The organism is Mesorhizobium sp. M0715 (genome assembly GCF_040320355.1).
Lineage (GTDB): Bacteria > Pseudomonadota > Alphaproteobacteria > Rhizobiales > Rhizobiaceae > Mesorhizobium.
This window is the reverse complement of record NZ_JAMYPL010000007.1, coordinates 215452-238856: the sequence shown is the minus strand read 5'-3', so window position 1 is coordinate 238856 and position 23405 is coordinate 215452. Positions and strand designations below refer to the sequence as shown.

Below are 23405 nucleotides of genomic sequence, written 5' to 3'. Positions count from 1 at the left end.
CGGAACATCACGGCAGTCGTTGCGTTTTTCTCCAGATTCTAACGGGAGAAAGAGCCATGCCAGCCACCTCGAAAGCCCAGCAGAAAGCCGCCGGCGCGGCTCTGTCGGCCAAGCGCGGCGAGACCAAGAAGAGCGAACTCCAGGGCGCTTCCAAGGGAATGTACGAATCGATGAGCGAAAAGCAGCTCGAGGAATTCGCCGAGACGAAGCGCAAGGGCCTGCCGGAGAAGAAGTCGAAAGACTAAGGGTTAAGCATCCGGAATCAAAGAGCCCGCGGCCAAGACCGCGGGCTTTGAAATGATATCGGCCGCCTGAGACCGGATAGGAGCCTACCAGCGCCCGCTGCAGCGCTTGATCTTGTAGCGTATGACCTTCTTGTGGCCGTGCCGCCAGATAACCTTCTTCTTGATCACGATGCGGCAAGCCTGGTGATGCCGGTGTCCTTGCCAATGCCTGGCCTCCGCCGGCTCCGGTGTCAGGACCGCCATGGATCCCGCCAACACAGCGGCTCCTGTCAGGGTAAGGAAGAATTTCTTCATGCGAATGTAGCTCCTCTGCTCCGGTCCCTTCCTGATGCCGCTGGCGCAACCTCCCGCCACATCCGGCACTGCACTCAACCCAGAGACGCTATATCGTCGCCATGGCCTACGCCAGCCACAAGCTTGACACCGGTTAAATCTCCGTTTAATCAGCGCCCCAACACCGGGCCGCAATGCCCGGTGGTTTTCTTTATGTGCGCAAGATGCGTGGAAATCCAATTCTACTATCTTGTTTGAACTGACGTGTCCCGTGGGTTTTCCGCCGCGTTGCGTGGGAAAACCCTGTCAGGTCTCGAAAACGGAGGCCAGAGGAGGGCGCGTTTCCTTCACCCGGACCATGAGGTTCCGGGTGTATTGTTTTGAAAAGGGAATGCGATGAGCAAGCGCGAATCCGCGAAGTACAAGATCGACCGCCGTCTCGGCGAAAATATCTGGGGCCGCCCGAAGTCCCCGGTCAACAAGCGTGAATACGGTCCTGGCCAGCATGGCCAGCGCCGCAAGGGCAAGCTTTCCGATTTCGGCCTGCAGCTGCGCGCCAAGCAGAAGCTGAAGGGTCACTATGGCGATGTTTCGGAAAAGCAGTTCCGCAAGGTCTATGAAGAGGCTGACCGCCGCAAGGGCGACACCTCGGAGAACCTGATCGGCCTGCTCGAATCGCGTCTCGACGCGGTCGTCTACCGCGCCAAGTTCGTGCCGACCATTTTCGCCGCCCGTCAGTTCGTCAACCACGGCCACGTCAACGTCAACGGCAAGCGTGTCAATATCGGCTCGTATCGCTGCAAGCCGGGCGATGTCGTCGAAGTGCGCGAAAAGTCCAAGCAGCTGGTCATCGTTCTGGAAGCGGTCGGTCTCGCCGAGCGCGACGTGCCGGACTACATCGAAGCCGATCACAACAAGATGGTCGCGACCTTCTCGCGCATCCCTGGCCTTGCGGACGTTCCGTTCGCCGTGCAGATGGAACCGAACCTGGTCGTCGAATTCTATTCGCGCTAAAACGAGCGCGTTCTGCGATACCAAGCAAAGGCCGCCCGTCGAGGCGGCCTTTTCTTTGTCGGTCATGTCCGCTAATCCGGCGCTCTGGGCCACTGAAAGCGACATGCCATGAACATGCTTCCAGACATCGAACCGATCGCCGACAGCGAAGGCGGCTTCCATCCGCTGTTCGCCGACGTGCCGTCCTCGGTCGAATTCAACAAATTGCGCAAGCGGCTGCTGCGGCTGACCCGGCAGGCGATCGAGGACTTCTCGATGGTCAAGCCCGGCCAGCGCTGGCTCGTTGCCCTGTCTGGCGGCAAGGATTCCTACGGCCTGCTCGCGGTGCTGCTCGACCTCAAATGGCGCGGGCTCTTGCCGGTCGATCTTCTGGCCTGCAATCTCGATCAGGGCCAGCCCAATTTCCCCAAACATATCCTGCCGGACTATCTCGACAGATACGCCATCCCGCATCGCATCGAGTATCAGGACACCTATTCCGTCGTCACCGACAAGCTGCCTGCGGGCAGCACCTATTGCTCGCTCTGCTCTCGCCTCAGGCGCGGCCATCTCTACCGCATTGCGCGCGAGGAGGGGTGCTCGGCGCTGGTGCTCGGCCACCATCGCGAGGACATTCTCGAAACCTTCTTCATGAATCTCTTCCATGGCGGCCGTCTCGCCGCCATGCCGCCAAAACTGCTGAACGACGAGGGCGACGTCATGGTGCTGCGGCCATTGAGCTACTGCGCCGAGGCCGATCTGGAAAAATTCGCCGCCGCCATGCATTTCCCGATCATTCCCTGCGATCTCTGCGGCAGCCAGGAAGGTCTTCAGCGCAACGCCATGAAGGCGATGCTCGAGGACCTGGAAAAGCGCATGCCGGGCCGCAAGGATACGATGCTGCGGGCGCTGTCGAACAGCAGGCCATCGCATCTGCTCGACAGAAAGCTGTTCGACTTCGCTGCCCTCAACGACACCCTCACCACAAGGCAAGACATTTCCGATGACATTTGACGACACCGCAATCGATTGGCTGGCCGGCATTCTGGCCGAGGCGGCGCTGACCGAGATCATGCCGCGCTTTCGCCGGCTTGGTGAGGGCGACATCCGCCAGAAGACGTCGGCTGCCGACCTCGTGACCGAAGCCGACGTCAATGCCGAGCGGCTGATCACCGCGCGGCTGCGCGAGCGCTATCCCCAGGCGATGATCGTCGGCGAGGAGGCCTGTTCCGACAATCCGGCACTGCTCGATGGTCTGGGGGATGCCGATCTGGCCTTCGTCATCGATCCGGTCGACGGCACTTTCAACTTCGCCTCCGGCGTGCCGCTGTTCGGCGTCATGCTGGCGGTCGTGGTCCAGGGCGAGACGGTTGCCGGCATCATCCACGATCCCGTCGGCAAGGACTGGCTGATTGGTGCCAGGGGCGCCGGCAGCCATATCCGGCATGCGCATGGCAGACTGGAGAAGGTGCACGTCGCGGCACTCGCGCCGATCTCGGAAATGACCGGCTCCGTCTCCTGGCAATATATGGCCGAGCCGGAGCGGTCGCGGCTGGCGCGCAACCAGACGAAGATCCTGTCGCAATTCGCCTATCGCTGCGCCGCGCACGAATACCGCCTGTTGGCGAGCGGCCATGCCCACTTCGTCGTCTACAACAAGCTGATGCCGTGGGATCATCTGGCCGGCGTGCTGATCCATGCCGAGGCCGGCGGCCATGCGGCGCGCTTCGACGGCAGCACCTATCTGCCCTCGCATCTCGGCGGCGGCCTGCTTGTCGCGCCCGATCGCGAAAGCTGGGACGAATTGCGCCGCGAACTCTGGGCGCAATAGGATTAATTGCTGCGTTAGCCGAAGGAGCGATGCTATCTTACGCAAATCCGGAGGCTCTCGAATGAAACCTCGGTTCGCATTTGTCGCCACGGCTCTTGCCGCCGTCTTGTTTGCCAGTTCCCAGGAAGCAACATCGCAAGAGCGCAGCTGTCGCAGTCCCGATCCCGTCGATACGATAAAGGAGATGTCGGACGCGATCTATGCCTGCTGGAAGCCGCCACCCGGAACCGCGGGCATGTCCCTCACGTTGCGGTTCTCGCTTCGCCGCGACGGCACATTGATCGGCAAGCCTCGCGCCACATATTCCGATCTGGGAACCGATGCCCAGCTCAGCCGGGCCTTCGTGGCCTCAATCCTCAAGGCACTGGATGAAGCTCTGCCATTGCCCTTTTCGCACAGCATGGGTGGAGCAATCGCGGGGCGCATGCTTGCTCCTCGATTCACGGCAGCTCTTGAAGGTGCCTCCTAATGCAAGTCGGTGATGTGCCCTGAAACGGGCGGGTTCTGTGGCTGGAACATCTTGCCGCGCTCGGCGATGAAGATCATCAGCAGCGCCGCGACCGAGACGCTGCAGAAGCCGGCGGCCAGCGGCGTCACCGTGCCGTTGAAGGCCTGGCCGATCAGCGTGCCGAGAATGCCGCCGAGAAACGTCTGCATGAAACCGAGGATCGATGACGCCGTGCCGGCCAGTTGCCCGAGCGGTTCCATGGCCAGCGCGTTGAAGTTCGCGCCGAGCGCACCGAACGGAAGCATGGCACAGGCAAAGAAGGTGATGAACAGCCAGAGCGGCATCTTCATTTCCAGCGAAACGACCAGCCAGGCAAGGCTGATGACCAGGAACAGCAGCAGCGCGCTCTGCGACAGGCGGCGCATGCCAATACGGCCGACAAGGCGCGAATTCAGAAAGTTGGAGAAGGCGAGCACGCCCGCAACCCCGGCGAAGATGACCGGGAACATCTCGCCGACATGGAAGATGTCCACATAGATCTGCTGCGCCGAAGCGATGAAGCCGAACATGGCGCCGAAGATGAAGGTGCTGGCGAAGGCATAGCAGATCGCAATGCGGTTGGTGAGCACGATGCGAAACCCACCGACAATCGAGTTCACGGTCAGCGGCCGGCGATGTTCGGGATGCAGTGTTTCAGGCAGGCGCAGCAGCGACCAGGCCGAGACGAGGAGCGCACCGACGGCCATGGTGACGAAGATCCAATGCCAGGTCGCAAACAGCATGATGAACTGGCCGATGCCGGGAGCAATGACCGGTATCGCCATGAACACCATGAAGATCAGCGACATCACCTCGGCCATGCGCCGGCCGTCGAACGTATCGCGCACGATCGAGACGGCGATGACGCGGGTGGCGGCCGCACCGATGCCTTGCACGGCCCGGCACAGCAGAAGTGTTTCAAAGCTTGGCGCAATGGCGGCAGCCGCCGCCGCGGCGACATAAATCACCAGCCCGGCGACCAGCGGTGCGCGACGCCCGAAGCGATCCGAGATCGGCCCGAAGAACAACTGTCCGCCGCCGAAGCCCAGAATGTAGGCCGTTATGACGTACTGCCGGTGGTTTTCATTTTCGACGCCGAGCGAGGCGCCGATCTGCTGCAGCGCCGGCAGCATGATATCGATGGCCAGCGAGTTCAGCGCCATCAGCGCCGCGCACAGGGCTATGAACTCCCAGCGCGGAATGGGCAGTTTGCTTGCCGATTGCGGCTCTGGTTTTGACTGGTCCACGGCAAGTCCGATCTTTCAAACGAAAATGCGCCGGCGGGCCGGCGCATTGGCTCGTCTTGGTCCTGGGTTCAGGACATGAAAATTGCCGAGGTGGGCTGCTCCCGGCGCCTTTGTGCATGACCCCGAAAATCAAAATCAACCTTCGGATGGCAATATGCACAAACAGAATCAGGCGGCGCCTTTGACGCTGACGCCCTTCTCGACGAGGAACGTCTGCAACTCACCGGCCTGGAACATCTCGCGGATGATATCGCAGCCGCCGACGAATTCGCCCTTGACGTAGAGCTGCGGGATCGTCGGCCAGTTGGAATATTCCTTGATGCCCTGGCGCAGTTCAGCCGAGTCGAGAACGTTCACGCCTTTGTAGTCGGCGCCGATATAGTCGAGGATCTGGACGACCTGGCCGGAAAATCCGCATTGCGGGAAACCGGGCGTGCCCTTCATGAAAAGGACGACATCGTTGCCCTTCACTTCATTGTCGATGTAGTCGTTGATACCGCTCATGGAAAATCCTTTCCCGCCTGTGGGAGTCAGGCTCGAAACATATCCCTTCAAATAAACCCAACGATTGCTCGAAACAAGACGTTAGCCGTGCCGTGGCTGAAATGGCGCAAAGGATGAGCCGTGTTGGGCCAAGGCTAACGGTCAGTCCGGGACGCTGGTCTGCAAGGCGAGTGCGTGCAGCACGCCACCCATATTTCCTTTCAGCGCGTCATAGACCATCTGGTGCTGCTGCACGCGGCTTTTCCCTCGAAAGCTCTCGGCCACCACCTCGGCCGCATAATGGTCGCCGTCGCCGGCGAGATCGCGGATCGTCACCTTGGCGTCCGGAATGCCGTCCTTGATCAGTTTTTCGATGTCGTGGGCATCCATTGCCATGGCAAAATCCTGTTTCGAGCGGCCGGCAGCCGACCATAAGATGAGAGTCGGGCGAGCCTAAAGCCTTTCCGGTCCGGATTGAAGCCGTTCTGTCCCACCAACGGCAAGACGGCCCGACGGCTTCAGAGAAAGACTAGGCCGGTGGGCTTGCTTCATCCTCGGCAACGTCGTCACGTGTCGAGAAAGCACGGCCAAGGCTGAAGGCAAGTACATAGAGCGGCAAGTTGAGCACGAGGCTGACAATGGGAAGATAGCTCGTCATTTGCCAAGCCGGCGAGAAGAACGCCTGGCCGTAGCCGTCGCAGGTCAACGACGAGCCGTACTCCCACAACGCCCCTACGACCACCGCGCTGGCAAAAAGCTTGATGCAGGTGACAATGTGCCTTGTTCGCGCCGGATCCGGCGCCAGGCGGTCCCACAGAACCAGGCAGACGATCGGGATCGTGTAGATGAGATTCTGCGCGATGAGCATGGGGATGGCGCCATTGGCCGCGGCAAGGAACTCCGCGCGCGTTTCCAGCCGCATGCACACCTCGCTTGAGGTTGTCGACAGCAGGAAAAAGACGAACGGTCCCAGGAACCAGAAGAAGAACAACGACGGCCAGAAGACGACTGCAAGCAGCGCCCGGGCAGCCAGTTTCCTGTGATTGATCATGAGTTGCCCGAAAAACCGCTCCCACTTTTCGGGATCATGCTCTCGTCAACTGGCTTGGTCCATGAAGCGGGGGAACCAGCCTTCGTGCGCCGCGGAGAGGTCGCTGACCGGGATTGCCCTGGCGTCGCCAAGCTTCAGCGCGCTGCCCCCGGTCGAGCCGATCCACGGCGCGAAGATGCCGAGTTCGCCCTGCTGCTTGCGAATGGCATCCCATTCGTCACTATGCGGATCGATCGACAGCGTCAGGAGATAACGGCCCTGATCCTCGCCGAACCAGACCGGGATCGGGTCGGTGCCGACAAGCCCGGGAACGGCGGCGCCGATTCCGGACGCCATCGCCATCTCGGCAAGTGCAACGGCGACACCGCCATCGGAAACGTCGTGCGCCGCCGTGACGATGCCGGAGGCGATGAGCGCTCGCACATGGTCGCCGACGCGTTTTTCGTGATCGAGATCGACCGGCGGCGGCGGGCCATCCGTGCGGCCGTGTACGTCCCTGAAATAGACCGATTGGCCAAGATGCGTTCCCCAGGACGCCGGTGCGCCGACCAGCAGGATCATCTGGCCCTCGGCCGCAAAGCCGATCCGCACCATCTTCGACCAATCGGCGATCAGCCCGACGCCGCCTATGGTCGGGGTTGGCAGGATGCCTTGGCCGTTGGTCTCGTTGTAGAGCGAGACATTGCCGGAGACGATCGGGAATCCGAGCGCACGGCAGGCGTCGCCTATGCCTTTCACCGCGCCGACCAGCTGGCCCATGATCTCAGGCCGTTCCGGGTTGCCGAAATTGAGGTTGTCGGTTGCGGCCAGCGGCAGAGCGCCGGTGGCGGTCAAATTGCGCCAGCATTCGGCCACCGCCTGCTTGCCGCCCTCATAGGGGTCGGCCTCGCAATAGCGCGGCGTCACGTCGGAGGAGAAGGCGAGCGCCTTGGTCGCATGGCCTTCGACCCGGACCACGCCGGCATCGCCGCCTGGAAGCTGCAGCGAATTGCCCTGGATCAACGTGTCATACTGTTCCCACACCCAGCGCCGCGAAGACAGGTCGGGCCCGCCGAGCAGCTTCAGCAGCGCGTCGGCAACGTCGGCTTGCGGAATGTCATTGGCGGCCAGCGGCGCCGGCTTCTTCGGTTCGGTCCACGGCCGATCATATTCCGGAGCCTTGTCGCCAAGATCCTTGATCGGCAGGTTGGCGACCTCGTCGCCCTGGTGCAGAACGCGGAAGCGCAGATCGTCGGTGGTCTTGCCGACGATGGCGAAATCGAGCCCCCATTTGTGGAAGATCGCCTCGGCTTCCTTTTCCTTTTCCGGGCGCAGCACCATCAGCATGCGCTCCTGGCTTTCCGACAGCATCATCTCGTAGGCGCTCATGCGCTCTTCGCGCACAGGAACCTTGTCGAGATCGAGCTCGATGCCGAGGTCGCCCTTGGCGCCCATTTCGACCGCCGAGCAGGTGAGACCGGCGGCACCCATGTCCTGGATGGCGATGACGGCGCCCGAGGCCATCAGTTCGAGGCTGGCTTCCAGCAGGCACTTTTCGGTGAAGGGATCGCCGACCTGCACTGTCGGGCGCTTCTCATCGATCTTGTCGTCGAATTCAGCCGACGCCATGGTGGCGCCACCGACGCCGTCGCGGCCGGTCTTGGCGCCGAGATAGACGACCGGCAGGCCGACGCCCTTGGCTTCCGACAGGAAGATCGCATCGGTCTTGGCAAGGCCCGCCGCAAAGGCGTTGACCAGGATGTTGCCATTGTAGCGGGCGTCGAAATTGACCTCGCCACCGACTGTCGGCACGCCGAAGGCGTTGCCATAGCCGCCGACGCCGGAAACCACGCCTGAAACGAGGTGCCGGGTCTTGGGGTGGTCAGGCGAGCCGAAGCGCAGCGCATTCATCGCCGCGATCGGCCGCGCCCCCATGGTGAAGACGTCGCGCAATATGCCGCCGACGCCGGTCGCCGCGCCCTGGTAGGGCTCGATATAGGACGGGTGGTTGTGGCTCTCCATCTTGAAGACGACGCAGTCGCCGTCGCCGATGTCGACCACGCCGGCATTCTCGCCCGGCCCCTGGATGACTTGCGGGCCGGTGGTCGGCAGTGTGCGCAGCCACTTCTTCGAGGATTTGTAGGAGCAGTGCTCATTCCACATCGCCGAGAAGATGCCGAGTTCGGTGAAGCTCGGCTCGCGCCCGACAAGATCGAGGATGCGCTGATACTCGTCGGGCTTGAGCCCGTGTGAGGCAATGAGCTCAGGGGTGATCGGCACGGAATTGGAAATGGTCATGGGCGGCGATTTATATCCGGGACGTTGGGATTTTGAGTCCCGTCTTATCGCAAGCCTTGCGGCCGATACACCCATGGATTGACGAAAAACGACGGAAAACCGGACAAGGCCACGCAGTGTCAGGAGAAGCTGTCGTAGCCGGCGCGGCCTTCATCGAGAAGTCGCCGGATCGCCGCGACGCCTTCGGCTATGTCCTCGCGCTGTCTCGGCTGCGAAACGCCAAAGCGGACGCCATGGAAAACCTGCTCGGAGCGTCCGGCCTTGAATTCGTCCTCGTCGTCGATCAGCACGCCGTGCTCAAGGCAGGCGTTCTTGAAGGTGCCGGAAAGCCAGGGGTCGGGCAGGGTCAGCCAGACAAAGGGCACCCTGTCATGCGACTTGAATGCGAAGCCGGCCAAAGTCTCGCGCACGATGGCGATGCGGGCGCCGATTTCGGCGATGCTGCGCTTGCGTATCTCATCCGCCTGACCTGAAAGCACCAGCCTTGTATTCACCTCCGCCAGCAGGAAGGGCATGCCGCCGGTCATCATCTTGTGAGCGACACGGATGCGGTGGCGGTAGGCGGGCGGGCAAGAAAGCCAGCCGCCGCGTACACCGGCTGCGACCGACTTCGACAGGCCGCCCGCGACAATGGTGCGTTCAGGCGCATACTCGGCCAGCAATGGTGTCGGATCATCGGTCAGATTGCCATAGAGGTCGTCCTCGATGAGGACGACGTTGTATTCGCGTGCGACATGGGCGATCGCCTCGCGGCGCGCCGCCGACAAGGTGGCCAGCGTCGGATTCTGCGCAGTCGGCATCAGGAAGATCATCTTGGGATGCTTTTGCGCGCAGACGCGCTCGAAATCCTGCGGATCGATGCCTTCCTCGTCCGATGCCACCAGCGCGGTGCGCCTGCCGATCAGGCCGGCACTGCGGGAAATCTGCGAGTAGGTGAGGTGCTCGAAGGCAACATAGTCGCCAGGCATGGTGAGCGCCGCGATTGCCGCCATCACCGCCGCATGGGTGCCGAGCGTGGGAACGATGGTGTCGGCACTCGGACGAAACGAATTGCGCGCCAACCAGCGGGCGCCGGCTTCGTACCAGCGGTCGGGAAACTCCCGCGTGTAGCTTGAAATCTCATGTGGATGGTCCTGCGCCGTGCGCGACAGGACACCGGCGACGATGTCGCCCTGGCCGATATCGGGTGCTGCGGTGCTGTCGAAACGCAGCTTGCCTTTAGGCGCATCGATATAGCGTGTGCCTTCGCCGCCGACGTCCGGAGCCGGAAAATCCGGCTTCGCGCGCTGGCCGAGCACATAGGTTCCACGCCCGACTTCGCCGCTCACCAGCCCACGCTCGCGCAGCAATTGATAGGCCCGGCCGACCGTGCCGACGGTGGTGCCGATGTCGTAGGCGAGGTCGCGTTGCGGCGGCAGCTTTGCGCCGGCATCGATCACGCCGCGATCGATGTCCGTCTCGATGGAATCCGCCAGCCGCTGATACAGCGGGCCGGAGCCGGCAGTGAGATCTGGAAGCCAATTTGTCATGGTGACAATTTTCTATATTGCACCGGCACATGAGTCAATACATATCAATCGCGTGCAAAAAAGGGTACAATTTAGAACGTCGGCAGAAAGAAAATGAATACAATCGCGACAATACGTCATTCGAGCGCTGCATTATCAGGCCAATCGATACGCCCGTCGGTTCAGCGCGGCTTTGTCAGCCGCCTTGTGCGCGTGCTGAGGTCGCTGGCAAGATGGATCGACAACCTGCTGGATCGCCGCCGCAGCCGGTTGGCGCTGCTGGAGATGACCGACGACCAGCTCAAGGATATCGGCATCTCGCGCTGCGATGCCCACCGCGAGGGCATCAGGCCGTTCTGGGACTGACCGTGATCCCAAAAGTGGGAACCGGTTTTTGGGAAAGATAATGGTCCCTGGAAATGCGGACAGGACGTCCGCATAGTTCTAACGGACGCTCGATGCCCTGGTGCGAGCAACGGCATGGTCCGCAAGGACGGCGACCACGCACAGCACGAGGAAAAGTCCGGTGATGGCTGCGGCCGAGATGACGACGCTGGTCGCGCCGTTCTTGGCGATGTCCAGGAAAGGGTAGGGCACCTCGCCGGCAAACGGCGCCCGCACCAGCGCATAGACCAGATAAGCGATGGGATAGATCACCCACCAGGAAATGTCGCTCCAGCGCGTCCTGCCGTCAGCGCCCGATATCAACCACCACAGCACGAAGAGCACCGGCGTCACATAATGCAGCAGGACGTCGCAGAGCAGGAACAGCCCCTGCGGCTGCCAGAGTTGTGCCAGGACCGTTGCATAGATGATAAAAACCAGCGCGATCGAAGCGGCAACGCCGGCCCGCATCCGCGCGCCTGCAAAGGCCGGCACCCAGGCATAGAAGGTGGGTGACAGCAGCGACATGTACACCAGCACCGCGCCGATGTTGGTCAAGATGGTGAAGAAGCTGAAGACGAAAATGACGGAGCCAAGCAGGCTGCGGCCTGCTTCCATCGATGCCGGAATGCTGATGCAGAACTGCAGGATGAGCCCGGCCAGACCGATGACCAGCCCCACAATCTGCAGAAAGCGGCCCATGGGCTAGGCCGTCGCGGCGCAGGCCGGATTGCCGGTCTGCCAACGAGCGATGTCCGAGCCGATGCGGGCGCCGAGCGGATCGTTCATCAGCGGTCCGAAGACGTCGACACGGCTAGAATTGCCTTGCGCCTGCACGACCAGCAGTGGTTTGCCGCCATAGTGCTTGGCCGGCACCAGCAGGAAACGCGGCGTGCCGCTGAACGAGTTCAGTTCATTGGCCATCTGGTACGGTTTGAAGGCCGGGTCCTTGCTGGCGATCCAGCATTTGTGGGCAGCGATCGCCACTTGTTCCATGGCCAGCAGCGCAGCACTTTTGCCTGAGGGAACAGGCGTGCTCTTTGACGTCGACTGGCAAGATGCCAGCACAAAGCCCGCCGCGGCGACCAGCGTGATCGTCTTCGACTTGATCAAGCGGCACCCATCTCAAGTTCGGACAGAAAAATCTTCAAACCATCGGTCATCTCGCCCCACACCCTCGACAATGCCGGGTGTTGCGAGGCGATCTGCTGGTAGGCGTCGAATTTGGGATAGGCGTCGAGCAGGTCGTGGCGTCCCGTCATGGCCCGGAAATTGTTGAAGATGAACCGCGTCGGCGTCAGCCAGGCATCGGCGAAACTAATGTCGTCGCCGAGTGCGAAGGGCCCTTGCGCCATGCGGGCCTCGATCGCCGCCAGTCCATGATGCAGGCGGGCGAACTGGGCGTCGATCTCGGCATTGTTTCGCTTCGGCACGGAATGAAGCTCGAAAAGCTTCATCATCGGTGTCAGCACATCGAGATCGGTGATACGGGCGAACATACGCACCAGCGCGCGATCCTTGGAGTCGGGCGGCAGCAGCGCCGGCTCCGGAAACCGTTCCTCGAGATATTCGGCGATGACCACCGATTCGACGATCGTCTCGCCCGAGCCGGTGATCAGCACCGGAATCCGGTTCATCGGTGAGATGGCGCGAAACTCTTCCGGGATGGGGAAACCGGGCGGCGGCGCGATGATCTTGAGTGGTACGTCCTTGATGTAGGCCAGTGCCCGCACGATCGACGAGTAGGGCGACAACGGCCGCGAATAGAGTTTCATGACCGTCTCTCTCCCCAATGAACCAGACTTGCTCCAAAGAGACAGGAATGTCCGGCTGTTTTCAAGCTGTTCGCTTCGATATCGTCAGGCGGCGATGCCGAGGGCGCTCTCGAACAGTCCGCGGCCGTCGGTGCCGCCATGGGCTGCTTCGATCAGGTTTTCCGGGTGCGGCATCAGCCCGAGCACATTGCCTTGGCTGTTGATGATGCCGGCAATGTCGTTGATCGAGCCATTGGGGTTGGTGCCCTCGGCATAGCGGAACACCACTTGGCCTTCGCCTTCGAGGCGGGCAAGCGTGTCGGCGTCGGCGAAATAATTGCCGTCATGATGCGCGACCGGCGAGCGGATGATCTGGCCCGGCTGATAGCGGCGGGTGAACATGGTGTTGGCATTGGTGATTTCGAGCTTCACCTGCCGGCAGACGAATTTCAGCGAGGTGTTGCGCATCAAGGCGCCCGGCAACAGGCCGGCCTCGACCAGGATCTGGAAACCGTTGCAGACGCCGATGACCGTAACGCCGGCGGCCGCTTTTTCGGCCACAGCCCGCATGACCGGCATGCGCGCCGCGATCGCGCCGCAGCGCAGATAGTCGCCGAAGGAAAAGCCGCCTGGAATGGCGATCAGGTCGACATCGGGGATTTCGGTATCGGTCTGCCAGACGGTGACTGGCGGTGTTCCCGAAATCTTGGTCAACGCTGCGATCATGTCGCGGTCGCGATTGAGGCCGGGCAGGAGGACGACGGCTGATTTCAATTTAGGCGATCTCCACCGCGTAATTCTCAATAACCGTATTCGCCAGCAGCTTGTCGCACATGGCCTTGAGGTCGGCCTCGGCCTTGGCCTTGTCACTTTCGCCCAGTTCGACGTCGAAAACCTTGCCCTGCCGCACCGCGCCGACGCCGCCGAAGCCAAGGCCCGACAATGCGTGTTCTATCGCTTTGCCCTGCGGGTCGAGCACGCCGTTCTTGAGGGTGACGGTAATGCGGGCCTTGATCACGCTGGACATGCTCCTGTTCGAATCCGGGTTAGTGCGGCTTGCCTTTGAGGCCGTCGGTCGAGGCGACAAGCACCGGGCCGGTCGGGCGCGGCGGCTCGTTCTCGTTCATGATGCCGAGGCGGCGGGCAACTTCCTGGTAGGCCTCGACGAGGCCGCCCATGTCGCGGCGGAAACGGTCCTTGTCGAGCTTGTCCTGTGTCGCCACGTCCCACAAACGGCAGGAGTCCGGCGAGATCTCGTCGGCGACGACGATGCGCATCATGTCGCCTTCGAACAGGCGGCCGCATTCGATCTTGAAGTCGACGAGCTGGATGCCGACGCCCATGAACAGGCCGGAGAGGAAGTCGTTGACGCGGATGGCCAGCGCCATGACGTCGTCGATTTCCTGCGGGCTCGCCCAGCCGAACGCGGTGATGTGTTCTTCCGACACCATCGGGTCGTCGAGCGCGTCGGCCTTGTAATAGAATTCGATGATCGAGCGCGGCAAAACGGTGCCTTCCTCGATGCCGAGCCGCTTGGACAGCGAGCCGGCGGCGACATTGCGCACCACCACTTCGAGCGGAATGATCTCGACTTCCTTGATCAGCTGCTCGCGCATGTTGAGCCGGCGGATGAAGTGGGTCGGGATCCCCATACGGTTGAGATGGTTGAATATGTACTCGGAAATGCGGTTGTTGAGGACGCCCTTGCCGTCGATGACCTCGTGCTTCTTCTTGTTGAACGCGGTTGCATCATCCTTGAAGAACTGGATAAGCGTGCCCGGTTCGGGTCCCTCATAGAGTATCTTGGCCTTGCCTTCATAAATGCGGCGGCGATTTTTCATCTGATTTTTCTCTGGGGTTCCGGACAGGCGGTATCAGACCATTTCCTGTCCGTCTGCCTGAAATAGTGCGGCTACGGTAGGGTTCAATGCCGGGTCTATCCCAATCACATCGTTTGCTCAATCGGCAAATCCTTCCAATCAACCGCTTTCGGGACTGAAATGCCGCAGCGCAGCATGCGATGAAGCGTATTGACCGGCCCGCGACCTTTTGGTTTGTGCTTTGGCAACGCACATATTCACCGCCACCGAATCGAATTTGACCGGAGGGACGCCATGAGCAGCATGAAAGACCGCGAAGAGGGCTTTGAGCGTAAATTCGCATTCGACGAGGAGCTTCGGTTCAAGGCCTCGGCGCGCCGCAACAAGGCGCTCGGCCTGTGGGCCGCCGAAAAGCTCGGAAAGTCCGGCGCTGATGCCGACGCCTATGCCAAGGAAGTGGTTATCTCCGACATCGAGGAAGCCGGCGACCACGACGTGTTCCGCAAAATCCGCGGGGATTTCGACGCGGCCGGCGTCGAGCAGTCGGACCACCAGATCCGCCGCACCATGGACGAACTGATGGCGCAGGCGATCGAGCAGATCAAGAACACCTGATCCCGGCCATGCGCTGATCCCGCGGCCATACGCTGGACCAATCGACCGCCCGGCCTATCCGGGCGGTTTTTCTTTGCCTTTGTCACGATTTCCGGCTGAAACTGCCGGAGTTAACAAGGAAAGTACCCATGTCCCTGAAGTCCCGCCTCGCGGCCGATGAAACGTTGTTCACCGCATGGTCCGGCGTGCCGGATGCCTTGACCGTCGAGATCGTCGCCAAGCAGGGCTTTGATGCCGTCACGCTCGACATGCAGCATGGCGGCCATCACGAAGACAGCGTGCTGCGTGGCCTGGTGCCGGTGCTCGCCGCCGGCAAGCCGGCGCTGGTGCGCATTCCCGTTGGCCGTTTCGACATGGCAAGCCGCGCGCTCGATTTCGGCGCCGAGGCGGTCATCGCGCCGATGGTGAATTCGGTTGCCGATGCAAAATTGTTCGCCGCCGCCATGAAATACCCGCCACTCGGCGAGCGCTCCTGGGGTCCGACCTACGCTTTTCCACGCCACGGCAAGGGCGACCAGGCCGAGTGGCTGCGCGACACCAACCAACGCACCATGGCCTTCGCCATGGTCGAGACGCGTCCGGCCCTCGATGCGCTCGACGGCATCCTCGACACGCCCGGCATCGACGGCATCTTCCTCGGCCCATCGGATTTCTCGATCGCCTGGAGCAATGGTGCGACCGTCAATTCGACGCTGGAAAGCATGATGGAGACGGTGGCATCGGTGGCCGAGCGCACCCGCAAGGCCGGCAAACATGCGGCGATCTACGTTGTCGAGCCGGCAATTGCCGGCCGGGTTGTGTCGATGGGCTATCGCCTGCTGGCCATGGGCTCCGAGCATTCGCTGATCGGGCTTGGCGCAAAAACGCTGATCAAGAGCGTCCGCGATTCGATTGGGTCCTGAAGAAACTCAGGGTTTCAAATCCGTCAGGAATTTGGCGAAGGTCATTGAACCTTCGGGCCACGGCCCGAAGCCTGAATCCGCGTTCAGATGACCGGTCTCGCCGGCATCGATGAATAGTGAGCCCCATGCACCGGCAATGTCTTCGGCGACATCGAAGGCGCAGAACGGATCGTTGCGGCTGGCGATCACGATCGAGGGAAAGGGCAGCGGCTCACGCGGGTAGGGACCGAAGGTCATCAGGTGCCTGGGCCTGATCTCGGGATTGGCGACGTCGGGAGGTGCCACGAAGAAGGCCCCGGCGATCGGCTTGCGGAATTGCGGAATGGCTTGCACCGCAGTGGTGACGCCGAGCGAATGCGCGACCAGGACGACCGGCCGCTCGGCCTCGTTGACCGCCTTGGCGACGCTCGCGGTCCAGTCCTCGCGAACCGGCTTCGACCACTCGGCCTGTTCGACGCGGCGCGCCGTCGACAGTTTCGACTGCCAGCGGCTCTGCCAATGGTCGGGGCCGGAATTGGTGTAGCCCGGCACGATGAGGATATCTGCGTCTCTGACCTTCATGGCGCTGAGATAGCGAGCGGCATCGCTTCGTGCAACCGGCGGGAACGCCACTTTTGATCACAATAGTGAACACCACGTTCGCTTCTTCGCGTCTTGTGTGAACGATGCCGATGGACGATCTGTGGTCAGGAAAAGAAACAGCCGTGCGCGGGAACCCTGACTTTGGAACTGACACGACGTACAATGATCGGCGGAGTGGGGCTTCTCGCTTTGGGAGCTTCATCGCAGGCCGGTCGAACGGAGCATTTGATGAGCGAGTTGCCTTTTGCCGCCACCACCCCAGTCAGCGTTGCCCGCGTCGGGCTGAAGGCGCGCGACGCGGAAAGCCTTGCCGCATATTACCGCGAAATTGTCGGTCTGCAGGAGTTGAGCCGTGCCGATGGTTCGATCACGCTGGGCGCCGCCAACCGTCCCTTGTTGGTGCTTGAGCAGGACGCTTCAGCTAAGCCGGATGATCCGCGCAGCGCCGGGCTGTTCCACACCGCCTTCCTGCTGCCCAGCCGCGCCGATCTCGGCCGCTGGATCAACCACGCTATATCGAACAAGATCGCGATCGAGGGCGCTTCCGACCATCTGGTCAGCGAAGCTCTGTACCTGACCGATCCCGAAGGCAATGGCATCGAGATCTATGCCGACCGCCGTCCGCAGGACTGGAAGTGGAATGGCGACAAGATTGCCATGGCGACAGAACGGCTGAACATTCCGTCCGTCGTTGCCGAAGTGCCGGCGGGTGATGCCGGCTGGCAGGGTACGCCGGAAAACAGCATTGTCGGCCATGTCCACCTGCGCGTCGGCAGGCCGGAAGACGCCGAAGCCTGGTGGAATCAGGAATTTGGCTTCGACACCATGGCCAAATACGGTGGCCAGGCGGTGTTCCTGTCGTCGGGCGGCTATCACCACCACATCGGCGCCAACGCCTGGCAGAGTTCGGGCGCCGGCCGCCGCGATCCCTCCCGGTCAGGTCTGGCCTGGGTCGAGATGCGTTCGGACAAGGCATCCACCGAAACCACGCGGGAAGACCCGTGGGGCACGGTGATCCGCACCGTGCCTGGCGCTGCCGGCTAAGCGCCCGCTGCGCTCTTAAACAGAACTGGCGGCGTAACCGGTCAGCAATCCGTGTGCCCAACTGTCGAAGCCGGCCGCCGTCGCGCGGCTGGATGCTTCGGCCCAGTCATAACTGACCGCGTGATGGCTGAACGACCATTCTCCGCGCTTGCGCGTGGCGAGGGCGTAGCGGGCATGCGGGCTGCCGGTCACGGTAAGGCCGGGAAACGCCTGAACACCGACGCTGCCGGGATTTAGGATCGTCTGGCGGTCGGAAAGCCGCACGACGCGCGGCGTATGGGTGTGGCCGCACAAGGTCAGCCCGGCATCGATGCTGCCGAGCTTGTGTCTGATTTCTTTTTGATTGGATGGATAGAAGTGATTGCCGCCGTCTTCCTCGAGCAGGAACGTCTCGTCGTCGCTGGGGCTGCCGTGGCAGAGCAGAATTTCAGGGGCGAGCGTCAGGGCAATCGGCAATGCCAAAAGCCAAGCCAATGACGTCTGGGAGAGGCAATGGTGGGTAAAGGCATCGACGTCTTCCAGCCCGGAAGCCGGCGGCTCGATCAGCACACGGTCGTGATTGCCGCGCACGGTCGGCCAGTTCTGTGCAATCAAATATTGCGCGGTTTCTTCCGGCCATAGCGGCCCGGAGAGACAATCACCCAGATTGACGATGATGTCGGATGATGTCGGGAGAATTGTCCTTGATCCGCGCATGAACCGCTTCAAGCGCGCGCAGATTCCCGTGAATGTCGGAAAGGACAGCCAGTCGCATGGAAATCCTATCCGAACACCCGCTTGAAGATCGTGTCGACATGCTTGGTGTGATAGCCCAGGTCGAATTTCTCGCGGATCTCGGCTTCCGGCAGCGCTGCGGTCACTTCCTTGTCGGACAGTAATTCCTCAAGAAAATCAGCGCCTTGCTCCCACACTCTCATGGCGTTGCGCTGCACCAGCCGGTAGGAGTCTTCGCGCGACAGGCCCGCCTGCGTCAGCGCCAGCATGACGCGCTGCGAATGCACGAGGCCGCGGAACTTGTTCATGTTCTTCAGCATGTTGTCGGGATAGACGAGCAGCTTGTCGATGACGCCGGTCAGCCGTGACAGCGCGAAATCGAGCGTGACGGTGGCGTCCGGGCCGATCATGCGCTCGACCGAGGAGTGCGAGATGTCGCGCTCGTGCCAGAGCGCCACATTCTCCATCGCCGGCAGCGCCATCGAACGCACCATGCGGGCAAGGCCGGTGAGGTTCTCGGTCAGCACCGGGTTGCGCTTGTGCGGCATGGCCGACGAGCCTTTCTGGCCCGGCGAAAAATACTCTTCCGCCTCCAGCACCTCGGTGCGCTGCAGATGCCGGATCTCGATCGACAGCCGCTCGACCGAGGAGGCGATGACGCCGAGCGTGGCAAAGAACATGGCATGGCGGTCGCGCGGGATCACTTGCGTCGACACCGGCTCGGGCTTCAGGCCGAGCTTCGCCGCGACATGCTCCTCGACATAGGGATCGATGTTGGCGAAGGTGCCGACTGCGCCCGAAACGGCGCAGGTGGCGATGTCTTCGCGCGCGTGCACCAGCCGCTCGCGGCAGCGCGAGAACTCGGCATAGGCCTGCGCCAGCTTGACGCCGAAGGTGGTCGGCTCGGCATGGATGCCATGGCTGCGGCCGATGGTGACCGTGTCCTTGTGCTCGAAGGCGCGGCGCTTGAGCGCTGCAAGCAGACCATCGATGTCGGCGAGCAGGATGTCGCTGGCGCGGGTAAGCTGCACCGCAAAGCAGGTGTCGAGAACGTCGGACGAGGTCATGCCCTGATGGATGAAGCGGGCGTCCGGCCCGACGAATTCGGCAAGATGGGTGAGGAAGGCGATCACGTCATGCTTGGTAACGCGCTCGATCTCGTCGATCGCCTCGACATCGAATTTTGCCGCCCCGCCCTTTTCCCAGATGGTTTTTGCCGCTTCCCTGGGGATGACGCCGAGTTCGGCCAGCGCGTCGCATGCATAGGCTTCGATCTCGAACCAGATGCGGAACCGGGTTTCTGGCGACCAGATGGCGACCATTTCCGGCCGGGAATAGCGAGGGATCATCGGTCAGTCCTGACATATCGAGAAGTTTGCCCGCGTCCTAACAGAGGCGAGCAAAATGCTCAACGCCGCTGGCGCGCAAACCAGACGCCCGCGGCAAACAGAGCGATGAAACCAACTGGAAAATAGAGCCGGATGCCCAGCACCACGAACTGATAAAGCGCAATCAACGTCGTGAAGACGAACTGGAGGACCCAGGTGCGGGTGAAAGCAGGCGCATGCCACTCGGCATAGTAGGAGCGGTACTGCAGGGCAAACAGCCCGGCGGTCAGGCCGATCGTCGCCGCGGCTAGGCACACGAAGGCCGCGGCAAAGGCGACTTCCCAGCGTCTTCCCTGCGAAACCAGCCGCGCCGCGAACAGGCCGATAGGAAAGGCCAGCGCAGCTCCCACCGCGAACAGTACGGTGACAATGCGGATTTTCGCCGGCGTCTCCCAGTCGTCCAACAACAGGGTGACGAGCGCACTGGCGCCCATCGTCGTGGCCCATAGCAAGGCGCCATAAAACGCAGTGCGCGGCGTCGGTATAGCGCGGCGAAGGCGGTTCAGCGAACGATCGCGCGGGGCGGGTGGGACAAGCGGTGTCACAGGCAGCCGGTCACCGCGATCCAGCGAAAGTCCGGGCCTTCAAAGCCGTACTGGCGCACCGCGATCAGCACGGCATAGGCGCTGAGACTGTCCATCGAAAAGGTCTGCACGGCGCCGATGCGGTAGCCGTTCGGGCAACCCCGGCTTTTCGGTATCGCCTTATCCTCGTGCAGCAGCTTGGTGGTGCCACCATCCTGCGCCTCGATGCGCAGCAGCCGGAAGCCGTTGATCTCGCCCTGGCTCTCGCAGCCCTCGGTGTTGTTCATGCCGATCTCGTCGAGCCGGAACTCGAGCGGTGGGTCGACCGGCGAAAAGATCGGGCGCGGGTTGACTGCCATCCGGTGCGGATCGGCCGAAAGTTCGGTCACCGGGTTGAAACCGGCGGTGATGCCGCGATTGGCGTCCAACTGGGCCTGACTGACAATGGCTTCGCCTTTTTGTCGGGCCTGAAGGCGCGCCGCATCCAGTTTGGCATTCTCGTCCTCAAGCCGGACCCGGATCGGCGTGCCCTTGAGAAAGCTGTCGGTGCTGGTGTCGATGTAGTAGCGGTTGGCATAGGGAAAACCCGATCCATCCTGCACGCCATATTCCTCGAAAGCAAAGACGTTGCCGTCCTTGGTGAAGCCGAGGATTTCAAGTTCGGCGACATCGCCGGCATGAGCCGCGATCGAGGTGGCAAACTGTGCAAGCAGGCCAACGGCAAACAGAAAGAGCATTCGCATCGGTCTTCACCCCGGTGATCGTCTCAATCCCCTAGCACGCCGAAATCAAAACGTCATGCGGTGCGAAAGCCGATGCATCCAATCGGCCCGTCATTTGTTATGGTCGGCAGTCCCAATGGAGAACCACCATGACCGACACCAGCAAAATTCGTGAGCATATGGAAGTCGTCGGCGCCGACGGCGTGCATGTCGGCACTGTCGACAAGGTCGATGGCCAGCGCATCAAGCTAACCAAGGCCGATAGCGGCGAGGGCGCTCACAAGGGCCATCATCACTATATTCCCCTGAGCCTGATTGCCGAAGTCGACGGGAAGAAGGTCTGGCTGTCGGCGAATTCCGATGTTGCGGTGACGTTCGAGGAAGAAAAGTCCGATCGGGTCTGATTGATCGCTTCACCTCAGGCGTGACGACCAGACCGGAAACAGATCGTTTTCGGCAGGCGTTGCCGCATAGACGCCGCGACTGATGGCGCGCGCCATGGTGGCGCCGGCGGCGGCGTAGAGATCGATTGCGGCATCGGCGGAGAGTTCGATACCGCTCGTGCCGGTCGCCAGCGCGAACACAAGATCGCCATCGGCCGGTGTGTGCGTCGGCCATATGGCGCGCACGAACCCGTCATGCGCCGATATCGCCAGGCGCTTGGCGGCAGCTTTTGTGAGCACCGCATCGGTGGCAATGACGGCGATGGTGGTGTTGCCGCCGGTCTCCATCTGCCTGCCAACATGCTTGTCGCGGTGTTTCAAAAGAATCCGTTTCGCATCGTCCGGCATCGGCGTGGGGTAACCAAGCCCGCCGAATTCGCCGCCGATTTCGAATGGTGCTGCCCAGAAATGGCGGGTTCGGCTGACGGTTACCGAGCCCGTCGGATTGACGGCGGCCAGCGCGCCGATGGTGACGCCACTTTCCAGCAGCGTCGAGGCGGAGCCGAGGCCGCCCTTTAGCCCCGAGGTCAGCGCACCGGTGCCGGCGCCGATTGTGCCGAGTTGGAAATCGGCGGTGGCGGTTTGCGCCGCCTCATAGCCAAGCTCACGGTAGGGCGGATAACGGCCCCAATCCTTGTCGCCGCCATTGCGCAGGTCGAACAGGATCGCCGATGGCACGATCGGCACGCGAAAGCCACCGACCTCGAGGCCGATGCCGCGTTCGCGCAACGCCGCCTGCACGCCGGATGCCGCGTCGAGGCCGAAAGCCGAACCGCCTGAAAGCACGACGGCGTGCACCACATCGACCGAATTGTGCGGTTCGAGCAGGTCTGTCTCGCGCGTGCCCGGCGCGCCGCCCAGGATCTGAACGCCAGCCACCGTCGGCGCATCGCAAAGCACGGTCGTCACCCCGGATTTCAGCCTGGCGTCGGACGCATTGCCGACGCGCAGGCCGGCAACGTCGGTGATCAGGTTGCGTGGGCCGGTGCGAAACATCAGTTGCTTTCCAAGGGCGCAAAGCGCGTGCCGTCGAAACGAAAGACGCGGTAGGGGCTCTGGCTGAGGTCGCCTTTTGCATCAAAGCGGATCGGCCCGATCGCCGTGGTGAAATCCTGCCCGGTCAGGGCTTCAGCCAATGGCTTGCCCGAGCTTTCGGACAAGCTTGATGCCGCCTTGGCGATTTCGACCGCGGCGTAGGCGGGCAGCGCATAACCGTCGGGCACGATCTTCCTAGCGTCAAATGCCGCCAGCACTTTTGGATCGGCGACATCGGCCCATTCCGGCGGTGCGATCATCAGCGTGCCCACGGCATAGGGCACGTCGCCCGGCGGTGTGCGGAGATTTTCGCCGCCGGCAAAGACGATGCCCGCCTGAAGCTGTGCGGCATCGCGGCCCATGATGGCGATGTCGCCGCCGTCGCCACCGGCAAAGACATGCGTCGCGCCGGCCTTCTTCAGCCGACCGATCATGCCGATCTGGTTGTCGAGCTGTGGCCGGAACGTATCGACGAACACCGGTTTCAGCGCTGCCTGTTCGGCCGCTGCCCGCAACGTCTCGGCGATCTCACGGCCGTAGATGGTGCCGTCGTCGATAATGGCGAACAGCTCGTTCTGCCACAGATGGGTGAGGGCAGAGGCGACGGTGTTGCGCTCATCGTCGCCGCGTGGTCCGAGGCGATAGACCGGCCAGCCGGTCTTGGCGCGGCGGTCGGTCAGGCTTTCGGTCCGCACGCCAACGGTGATGACCGGAATGCCGGCATCCTTCAGGATCGGCATCGCCGCCTCGATGGCCTCGGTGCAGAGAAAGCCGACCACGATATTGACCTTGGCGGCCGCAAACTTCCTGGCCGCGGCAGCGCCGCCATCGGCGGTGCAGGAATCATCCACCGTCTTCAGTTCGATGCCGTTCGCTTCGGCCGCCAGGCCGGTCCCGGCCTCGATCTGCTTGCCGAGAATGGCAGATGGTCCCGATAGCGGTGCCGCGACGCCGACGAGCAGCGTCTGGGCATCCGCGGCACTGGCCAGAAACAGCCAGAACAGCGCCGCTATTGTTCTTGTCCTGGGTCGCATTCGAGCGATGGGTCCCTCCGTGCCGGCTCTATGCTCCCGGCACTATTAC

At 62.2% G+C, this 23405-nt stretch carries 30 protein-coding genes; 10 read left to right on the top strand and 20 right to left on the bottom strand.

Annotated features, from left to right (window positions below; all coding sequences use genetic code 11):
• Nucleotides 1–56 precede the first annotated feature (56 nt).
• The gene (locus NKI21_RS11750) at nt 57–245 is read left to right on the top strand and encodes a DUF3008 family protein (protein WP_023810328.1); all 189 of its coding nucleotides are present in this window, start codon (nt 57–59) and stop codon (nt 243–245) included.
• Between the two features lie 84 nt (nt 246–329).
• On the opposite strand, the gene NKI21_RS11745 is transcribed toward NKI21_RS11750, so the two are convergent.
• Nucleotides 330–539 carry a hypothetical protein gene (locus NKI21_RS11745; protein ID WP_023810329.1) on the bottom strand — a complete coding sequence of 70 codons (210 nt, stop codon included), beginning with the start codon at nt 537–539 and terminating at the stop codon, nt 330–332.
• Nucleotides 540–914: 375 nt separating this feature from the next.
• Between NKI21_RS11745 and rpsD the strand changes: the two genes are divergently transcribed.
• The 4 genes from rpsD to NKI21_RS11725 all read left to right on the top strand — a co-directional run bounded on the left by rpsD (nt 915) and on the right by NKI21_RS11725 (nt 3811).
• Nucleotides 915–1532 (top strand): 30S ribosomal protein S4, encoded by a 618-nt coding sequence (gene rpsD / locus NKI21_RS11740; protein WP_023759539.1) that lies wholly within the window; start codon nt 915–917, stop codon nt 1530–1532.
• A 108-nt stretch (nt 1533–1640) separates the two neighbouring features.
• Nucleotides 1641–2525: a tRNA 2-thiocytidine(32) synthetase TtcA gene (gene ttcA / locus NKI21_RS11735; protein WP_128303274.1), complete on the top strand. Its 885-nt coding sequence runs from the start codon at nt 1641–1643 to the stop codon at nt 2523–2525.
• Nucleotides 2515–3342: an inositol monophosphatase family protein gene (locus NKI21_RS11730; RefSeq protein WP_352440147.1), complete on the top strand. Its 828-nt coding sequence runs from the start codon at nt 2515–2517 to the stop codon at nt 3340–3342. Before ttcA ends, NKI21_RS11730 begins: the two co-directional genes overlap by 11 nt.
• A gap of 61 nt (nt 3343–3403) precedes the next feature.
• Entirely contained in the window at nt 3404–3811 is a 408-nt protein-coding gene (locus NKI21_RS11725; RefSeq protein WP_352440148.1) for a UCP034077 family protein, read from the top strand.
• Here NKI21_RS11725 and NKI21_RS11720 read toward each other — a convergent pair.
• The 6 genes from NKI21_RS11720 to NKI21_RS11695 form a co-directional block, all read right to left on the bottom strand.
• The gene (locus NKI21_RS11720; RefSeq protein WP_245486115.1) at nt 3808–4992 is read right to left on the bottom strand and encodes a multidrug effflux MFS transporter; all 1185 of its coding nucleotides are present in this window, start codon (nt 4990–4992) and stop codon (nt 3808–3810) included. The genes NKI21_RS11725 and NKI21_RS11720 overlap by 4 nt on opposite strands.
• A 252-nt stretch (nt 4993–5244) precedes the next feature.
• Complete coding sequence (grxD, locus tag NKI21_RS11715) at nt 5245–5580, bottom strand: Grx4 family monothiol glutaredoxin (protein WP_006332883.1); 336 nt, start codon at nt 5578–5580, stop codon at nt 5245–5247.
• A gap of 141 nt (nt 5581–5721) precedes the next feature.
• Complete coding sequence (locus NKI21_RS11710; protein ID WP_010909092.1) at nt 5722–5955, bottom strand: BolA/IbaG family iron-sulfur metabolism protein; 234 nt, start codon at nt 5953–5955, stop codon at nt 5722–5724.
• 133 nt (nt 5956–6088) lie between these two features.
• The gene (locus NKI21_RS11705) at nt 6089–6610 is read right to left on the bottom strand and encodes a hypothetical protein (RefSeq protein WP_352440149.1); all 522 of its coding nucleotides are present in this window, start codon (nt 6608–6610) and stop codon (nt 6089–6091) included.
• Nucleotides 6611–6655: 45 nt separating this feature from the next.
• The gene (gene purL / locus NKI21_RS11700) at nt 6656–8887 is read right to left on the bottom strand and encodes a phosphoribosylformylglycinamidine synthase subunit PurL (protein WP_352440150.1); all 2232 of its coding nucleotides are present in this window, start codon (nt 8885–8887) and stop codon (nt 6656–6658) included.
• Nucleotides 8888–9006: 119 nt separating this feature from the next.
• Nucleotides 9007–10416 (bottom strand): aminotransferase-like domain-containing protein, encoded by a 1410-nt coding sequence (locus NKI21_RS11695; protein WP_352440151.1) that lies wholly within the window; start codon nt 10414–10416, stop codon nt 9007–9009.
• A gap of 93 nt (nt 10417–10509) precedes the next feature.
• Here NKI21_RS11695 and NKI21_RS11690 point away from each other — a divergent pair, with 93 nt between their 5' ends.
• A complete protein-coding gene (locus tag NKI21_RS11690) occupies nt 10510–10761 on the top strand; it encodes a DUF1127 domain-containing protein (RefSeq protein WP_128303279.1) in 252 nt (83 codons plus the stop codon).
• 78 nt (nt 10762–10839) lie between these two features.
• Here the strand turns inward: NKI21_RS11690 and NKI21_RS11685 are convergent, their stop codons facing one another.
• The 6 genes from NKI21_RS11685 to purC form a co-directional block, all read right to left on the bottom strand.
• Nucleotides 10840–11481 (bottom strand): Pr6Pr family membrane protein, encoded by a 642-nt coding sequence (locus tag NKI21_RS11685; RefSeq protein WP_352440152.1) that lies wholly within the window; start codon nt 11479–11481, stop codon nt 10840–10842.
• Nucleotides 11482–11484: 3 nt separating this feature from the next.
• Nucleotides 11485–11892 (bottom strand): hypothetical protein, encoded by a 408-nt coding sequence (locus NKI21_RS11680; protein WP_352865627.1) that lies wholly within the window; start codon nt 11890–11892, stop codon nt 11485–11487.
• Complete coding sequence (locus NKI21_RS11675) at nt 11889–12554, bottom strand: glutathione S-transferase family protein (RefSeq protein ID WP_127810643.1); 666 nt, start codon at nt 12552–12554, stop codon at nt 11889–11891. Before NKI21_RS11675 ends, NKI21_RS11680 begins: the two co-directional genes overlap by 4 nt.
• 84 nt (nt 12555–12638) lie before the next feature.
• The gene (purQ, locus tag NKI21_RS11670; RefSeq protein WP_352440154.1) at nt 12639–13307 is read right to left on the bottom strand and encodes a phosphoribosylformylglycinamidine synthase subunit PurQ; all 669 of its coding nucleotides are present in this window, start codon (nt 13305–13307) and stop codon (nt 12639–12641) included.
• 1 nt (nt 13308) lies between these two features.
• Nucleotides 13309–13551, bottom strand: coding sequence for a phosphoribosylformylglycinamidine synthase subunit PurS (purS, locus tag NKI21_RS11665; RefSeq protein WP_352440306.1), 243 nt, complete (start codon nt 13549–13551; stop codon nt 13309–13311).
• Between the two features lie 28 nt (nt 13552–13579).
• A complete protein-coding gene (gene purC, locus NKI21_RS11660) occupies nt 13580–14374 on the bottom strand; it encodes a phosphoribosylaminoimidazolesuccinocarboxamide synthase (protein WP_013532127.1) in 795 nt (264 codons plus the stop codon).
• 273 nt (nt 14375–14647) lie between these two features.
• Here purC and NKI21_RS11655 point away from each other — a divergent pair, with 273 nt between their 5' ends.
• Nucleotides 14648–14968 (top strand): DUF1476 domain-containing protein, encoded by a 321-nt coding sequence (locus NKI21_RS11655; protein ID WP_013532126.1) that lies wholly within the window; start codon nt 14648–14650, stop codon nt 14966–14968.
• A 128-nt stretch (nt 14969–15096) separates the two neighbouring features.
• A complete protein-coding gene (locus NKI21_RS11650; RefSeq protein ID WP_023810343.1) occupies nt 15097–15870 on the top strand; it encodes an HpcH/HpaI aldolase family protein in 774 nt (257 codons plus the stop codon).
• A gap of 6 nt (nt 15871–15876) precedes the next feature.
• Here the strand turns inward: NKI21_RS11650 and NKI21_RS11645 are convergent, their stop codons facing one another.
• Nucleotides 15877–16431: an RBBP9/YdeN family alpha/beta hydrolase gene (locus NKI21_RS11645; protein ID WP_352630255.1), complete on the bottom strand. Its 555-nt coding sequence runs from the start codon at nt 16429–16431 to the stop codon at nt 15877–15879.
• A 249-nt stretch (nt 16432–16680) separates the two neighbouring features.
• On the opposite strand from NKI21_RS11645, the gene NKI21_RS11640 reads away from it, so the two are divergent.
• Complete coding sequence (locus NKI21_RS11640; protein ID WP_352865622.1) at nt 16681–17496, top strand: VOC family protein; 816 nt, start codon at nt 16681–16683, stop codon at nt 17494–17496.
• Nucleotides 17497–17511: 15 nt separating this feature from the next.
• Here NKI21_RS11640 and NKI21_RS11635 read toward each other — a convergent pair whose 3' ends face one another.
• From NKI21_RS11635 to NKI21_RS11620, 4 genes are all read right to left on the bottom strand, one after another.
• Complete coding sequence (locus tag NKI21_RS11635; protein WP_352865620.1) at nt 17512–18204, bottom strand: metallophosphoesterase family protein; 693 nt, start codon at nt 18202–18204, stop codon at nt 17512–17514.
• A gap of 53 nt (nt 18205–18257) precedes the next feature.
• Nucleotides 18258–19559, bottom strand: coding sequence for an adenylosuccinate lyase (purB, locus tag NKI21_RS11630; RefSeq protein ID WP_352552709.1), 1302 nt, complete (start codon nt 19557–19559; stop codon nt 18258–18260).
• Nucleotides 19560–19618: 59 nt separating this feature from the next.
• Nucleotides 19619–20032 (bottom strand): hypothetical protein, encoded by a 414-nt coding sequence (locus tag NKI21_RS11625; RefSeq protein ID WP_128303287.1) that lies wholly within the window; start codon nt 20030–20032, stop codon nt 19619–19621.
• A gap of 107 nt (nt 20033–20139) precedes the next feature.
• A complete protein-coding gene (locus NKI21_RS11620) occupies nt 20140–20865 on the bottom strand; it encodes a DUF2259 domain-containing protein (RefSeq protein ID WP_352865618.1) in 726 nt (241 codons plus the stop codon).
• Nucleotides 20866–20993: 128 nt separating this feature from the next.
• On the opposite strand from NKI21_RS11620, the gene NKI21_RS11615 reads away from it, so the two are divergent.
• Nucleotides 20994–21248 carry a DUF2171 domain-containing protein gene (locus NKI21_RS11615; protein WP_127269889.1) on the top strand — a complete coding sequence of 85 codons (255 nt, stop codon included), beginning with the start codon at nt 20994–20996 and terminating at the stop codon, nt 21246–21248.
• A 9-nt stretch (nt 21249–21257) separates the two neighbouring features.
• Here the strand turns inward: NKI21_RS11615 and NKI21_RS11610 are convergent, their stop codons facing one another.
• Both NKI21_RS11610 and NKI21_RS11605 read right to left on the bottom strand, forming a co-directional pair.
• A complete protein-coding gene (locus NKI21_RS11610) occupies nt 21258–22283 on the bottom strand; it encodes a P1 family peptidase (protein ID WP_352796628.1) in 1026 nt (341 codons plus the stop codon).
• Nucleotides 22283–23356, bottom strand: coding sequence for a branched-chain amino acid ABC transporter substrate-binding protein (locus NKI21_RS11605; protein ID WP_352865616.1), 1074 nt, complete (start codon nt 23354–23356; stop codon nt 22283–22285). Before NKI21_RS11605 ends, NKI21_RS11610 begins: the two co-directional genes overlap by 1 nt.
• Nucleotides 23357–23405 lie beyond the last annotated feature (49 nt).